This window comes from Anaerobiospirillum succiniciproducens DSM 6400, assembly GCF_000482845.1.
Taxonomy (GTDB): Bacteria; Pseudomonadota; Gammaproteobacteria; order Enterobacterales; family Succinivibrionaceae; genus Anaerobiospirillum; species Anaerobiospirillum succiniciproducens.
This window is the reverse complement of sequence record NZ_AXWV01000115.1, coordinates 1-5,663: the sequence shown is the minus strand read 5'-3', so window position 1 is coordinate 5,663 and position 5,663 is coordinate 1. Positions and strand designations below refer to the sequence as shown.

The 5,663-nt window shown below is 42.9% G+C and carries 1 protein-coding gene; it reads right to left on the bottom strand.

Annotated elements, in window-relative coordinates; translation table 11 throughout:
* Positions 1-3,858, bottom strand: a 3,858-nt coding sequence (locus H524_RS15710) for a beta strand repeat-containing protein (RefSeq protein ID WP_044122243.1), incomplete at its 3' end; no start/stop codon positions are given.
* Positions 3,859-5,663 lie beyond the last annotated feature (1,805 nt).

Sequence of the window (5,663 nt, the reverse complement as noted above, 5' to 3'; positions counted from 1 at the left end):
GTACTGACCGGTTACGCCCATGGTTAAAGCGGTAGTATCTGCTTCACCCTTGAGGTCTAAACCAGTAACGTCGTGAGAAACAACAGTTACGGATGCGTCACCAACTAAAGCAAAGCTGCCAACACCCATTGCTGAGTAAACACCAAAGCCATAGTAGTTAAACTCGTCCTTTAAGCCGTTACCGTTGCCCTTACCTTCAGCATCACCAGAACCGATGTTGAATACAGCACCAAAACGCATGTTGCCGTTTACAGTATCAGCACCGAATGCTACGCCAGAGAGGTCAACGTCAGATCCGTAAGAAGCACCTTGAGCATTGAAGCCGTCGGAGTCTACAGACTTGTACATTGGAGTTAACCATACACCGCCATTAGCCTGTGAACCGGTTGCAGAAATTGAGGCAGCCTCAACACCAACAGCGCCAACACGACCAAACATTGCGTCAGCCATGGTGGTTACGGAAGCAACAGCAGCCTGCTGAGCACCAGCATAAGTTGCAGCGTGAGCAGCAGCGTCAGCAACTACACCATTTTCAGCCTTAGCTAAGCTATCGATTAACTGATAGCCTGCCTCAGTGCTAAAAGCAAACTTGGTACCGTCGAGCATGTCTAACATGAACTGCTTAACAGGAGTGCTTGCGCCAGCAAATGCAGAAGCGAGCTTAGTCTCGTCCTGAGTTAAGTTAATATCAAGCTTGCCGCCATTCCAGGTACCCTCAAGCAGATTGCTACCGCCTACAGATACGGTAAATTTCTCAAGAGCTGTAGTTTGATCGGTAAAGCCGCTTAAGATTTCTAACTCGTTGTCGGCACCATTGAAAGCACCAACTAATACGAGCTTAGCACCTTCAGCAATAGTTGCTGTACCATTTGAGTTATGGGCAGTAATTGCAGGGCTGGTCTTCTTACCAGTTACAGGGTCGATACCCAATGCCTTGTCAGTAATTACTAAAGCTGAACCAGCATCCACTTTCAGAGTATTTTTTGCTGCGGTAGCGTCGCTAGTACCCACATAGATACCGCCATCAGCAGTAAACTTAATAGCCTTGTTGAGCACTACTGCATTTGAAGAAACAACAGCATCAGCATCAGGCGGAGTGACAGCTGAGCGAGCGCCTTGACCAGGACCTGACTCTGATCGAGTAGGTTCAGTGAAGCTGCCGTTCTTAACTAAGGAGCCTAATACAGCGTCAACTTCAGCCTTGGTGTCAAAGCCTACTGCGAATAAAGCATTGTGGCCGACATTTACAAGACCATCTAAGGTATCACCTGAGCCAGTGCTTAATGTATTTGCAATTACAGATGCGTATTGATCATTGTATACAGGATCGATGTTCAGGGTGGCCTTGTTTAGAACGAGCTTGCCAGCCATTACTGATGCTGTGCCATTCTCAACATCTTGACCTACACTGATCGTGCCACTTGCAGTGCCAGTTAAGGTCTCAACGACTACATTTGCACCACCTGCAATCTTGTGCTCACCAGTACCTGATAAAGTCAGTGTCTTAGCATTCAGAGTGCCGCCATCGATGTTTGCAACATTAGTTTTGCCTTCACCGATGGTTACATCGTGACCAGTAGCATTTAAGGATGAGCCTGCCTTTAAGTTGAGTGCATAGGCTGTGATATTACCAGAGCCATCATTCGCATTAACGGTAAGTGATGAGTTAGTTGCAACCTCGATCTTGCCAACAGCATTTGCATCACCAATAGCACCTTGTACTACAACAGCACTTGGCCTGCCATAAGCAGCTGAGCCAATCAGCAAGCTACCTGAACCAGCTGCCTGTGCAGTGATATCGCCAATAGAACCAGCACCGTTCAGGGTAGCACTAGCAGCAGCACCTGAAAGCTGGAGACCACCAACCTTCGTGCCATCGCTATTCTGAACAAACTTGCCACCGCCAGTACCAGCATTAGATAAAATCAAGCTTTTATTTTTTACAACACCAGTATCATCAGCTTCATTCAGCTTAATGCTACCTGCAGCCACGCTCTTGTTGATGTTGTTATCAGTATCCATAACCACCTGGGTATTGTCATATACACCCAGAATAGTCATGTCGTCACCAGCATTAGAGAAGTCTACAGTCGTATCTTGTGATGGAGTAATAGTGCTATTACCACCAAACTGTATAAAGCCCTCATAACCTAACTTTGTCTTGAGATCTTTTGCTAAAGCAGCAGAAACAGTGCCCGCATTCATGATCTCAAGAACGCCAGTGCCGTCGGTAGCAAGGGAGTTCTTAACAACCTTGTTCTTAGTTGTATCAGCAGTAAGGGTTGCCTCATTACCTGAAGCGGTAAATAACTGATCCTTAGCAATAGAGAGCTTAGAGCCAGTATTTAAAGCAGCACCGCTTTCAGCAAGCTGAACCTTACCAGCAGTTACGTCTAAGGTAGAGCTGGTTAAAGTGAGCTTGTTATCGTTGTTCTTAGTGGTTAAAACTGCATTTTTCTGTAAGGTTACAGTGGCCTTTTCAATGCTGGCGTTACCAGAGTGCATGGAAAGTGAAGGGATGCTCCAAGCACCATTCTTGATATTAAGAGTACCTGATGTTGAACCCTCGCCTACAGTAATAGACTTGGCAGTAACGCTACCACTTGCACCATCAAGATTTAAAGTACCTTTAGAAGAAAGAAGGATACCCTGTTCTGCCTTAGCATGAGTAAGGGCAGAGCCTACAGTGATCTCACCAGCCTTTACAGCAAAATTTGTATTTGAGTCAGTCTTGCCAACAGTCAGTTTATCAAACTTGGCCTTAACACTCTTGAAATCTGAGCCAGCATCAAAAAGATCAGATGCTAACTTAGCATTCTTGCCCTCAATGGCGATATTTACTTGAGCGCCAGACTTTGTAGCTTTTAATGCGTTATCTTTATCAATGCCACCTGTATCTGCTTTGAAGAGACCTGAACCAACCAGATCAAGTTCATCAGTACCTGTAGCCTTAATAGTTAAGGTTGCAACTTCTTGGTCAGTACCAGCAAAAGTAACCTTTCTAGTATCTTTGAATAACTGGGTGTTAAATGCATCAGCACCAACTGACAGTTCAACAGAGCGGTTATTGCCCAATGTGCCTAAGTCAATGGTACCGCCATTAGTTAAAGTATCAGCAGCAAAAGTAAGCTTGGTTGCCTTATCAAAAGTTAAAGTACCAGTACCGTTTGATAATTTACCGTTCTGAACATCAACTTCATTTGAAGAAATATTGAAGTCCTTATTTTCTTTTACAGTTACTGAGCCGCCATTAACAGTGAGCTTGGTGCCGGCAATAGCTGAGTTTGTAGTATTATCGCCTACACCTACTGCTGTGCCAGTACCTACAGTAATCTCAGAAGTAGCGCCGCCTAATACACCACCTTGTTTGATGGTAACTGCAACACTTTCACCACCAAGATTTATATTAGTTGCTTCTAATGCTGACGTATCAGTTCCGTGGCCACCAATCTCAATAGTTCCGTTAGTTGATGTAAATGCGTTAATCTTTACATCTGCTGCTTGGGTAGCATTACCAACAACAAGCTTACCGCCAGTTTGAGTAATCTTACCATCCGTGCCATTCATTTCGAAACTAGTCTTAGCGGTTGGACCGCCAACAAAAGTTAAAGTTTCGCCTTTGAGATTAATGGTAAAACCATTAGCATTTTTGTCTGTAGCACCTGTACCAGTAATAGTGGTGTTTGTAGCTACATTTTCATCACTTGTCAGGGTTGTCCAATTGGTTGTAGCAGCCTGAGCCTGACCTGCTGCTAAAGCTGCAGCTGCCATAGCAGCTACCATAGCAATGTTTGCGTTCTTGAAGATTGCGCGATATTGAGCCATTAAAAACTTAATGGCGTTATTGGTTTGCTTCATTCTTTGTAAGCTTAATTAAACCGAATGGGTTTGCGATTTGGAGGCTTGACTGCATATTCTTTAAGGATGGCATCATATGCGTTTGTTTGATGATGCCTGTGCAGAACAAATCGCTTTTGAATATGTTTGTTTGCCGCCTATACCGACTTATATGGTCAGAACATAGTGAATATATGCTAGAGAAGACTATGCGTAACTTTAGGAGGGAGGTCAATTCATCAAAACGTGTAGATTAGCGCTGCATTCGGCTTTACGGCCTGAAAACTCGGCAATCTATAGTCCCTATGTTTTAGTGCATGATGTCTTGCTTTTGAGCGGTAACTTCAATGCACACTTAGGTTGAGAGTATTGACCAGTCTGCTTCTAGCTTTTCACTCTTTCACAAGTGTTTTGTGACTGTCTTGCTGTAGGATTTTGCAATATAGACATAGCTTATGCTTTAGACTGGCGCATCAGAACTATTTCACCCCCCCCCCCTAGCATATTTTTTATACTTATTTGTTATAAATTTGCTTAAAAATAACGTATGAAGTGCCCCTTTTTAACAAACTATATTTACTTTTGACGAATAATTTTGCTTATGAATGACATTGATTGACAACAATATTACAAGTTCTGTGCTCAAACTTACTGCAGCGTAATGTAAGTCTATCGAACTATCCACCATCTGCGAATACATGATTATGTCTTGCCGTGAAGCTGAAGGTGAAATGACCTAAGAGCATATTATGATCTCAGCTGTGATGCTAAGCGTTTTCTGGGCATAAGCCAGATTGCCACTATTCAATACTGTAGCGGAACAAGCAATTTAAGATGGTGAAAGCTTTGCTTTCGTTTGTTCTACAATAGCGTTGCAAGGCCGCAGCCAATCACTCACGATACACAAATCCATCTCTAATTGAGTAGAGCTATAAATAGGCGCATTAACCTATCCAACATCATAAACAATCTAGATAAGTACCTAATCATCATCTGCTTAACTGTTGTCACACTATCTGCGCTGAACCAAGGGTATCTGTACTAACATTCTATACTCAAAACTGTCTCTCATGACCGTTTAGTGATTCGCTTCTATATTCGCCTATCACCCTAGTTAACTACTAATTTCTCTAGCCATAAACTTAGGTCATAAGTTAACTCATGGATTGACTTGACTGTTGAGTCAACTGTTAAGTCAACACCTATCACTAGTAGTATTAGCTCAGTAAAACCCGATAAATATCTGATTTAAAAGCTGTCGTAATGCATGTCAAATAGTTGAGTCGATAGTTAAGTCAACTGTTGAGTCTACTGTTGACTCAACACTTAACCCAACAGCTGTTGGTGATGTAGTAAACGCTTTTACTTCATCTACAGTCATCTGGAATAGTACTAAGGCTTACGTATCGATGAGCCCTTAGTCACCAAGCGCAGGATGCACTCAACAGCCTCCTACTTATTGCTCTTAATACCTGCATTCACTTTGACCTTACTCATCAGTAGATAGACGAACACAAGACCTTAGAAAACGGCGTCGATTAGACTCCGCTGTTCAGGTTATAACAAGGTAGTAACTAGCTGTATGAATGCAATGTGAGTTCATGGTTTGCTATGAGCTTTTCTTAGACAATGGCTAAACAGGCATTAATGCATACCATGCCAATCCATCCATCAGGATTGCAAGCAGTCTATGTATTGGTCTCTTATGCATTCACTCGCATGCTTGGCTCGGTACTTGGTCGATTTTAGGGAGTGGCTTATATAAGGCTTTTGCTATATGATTTTGACCATGGTTCTACATGATCCGGACATGTAGTTTTCTATTA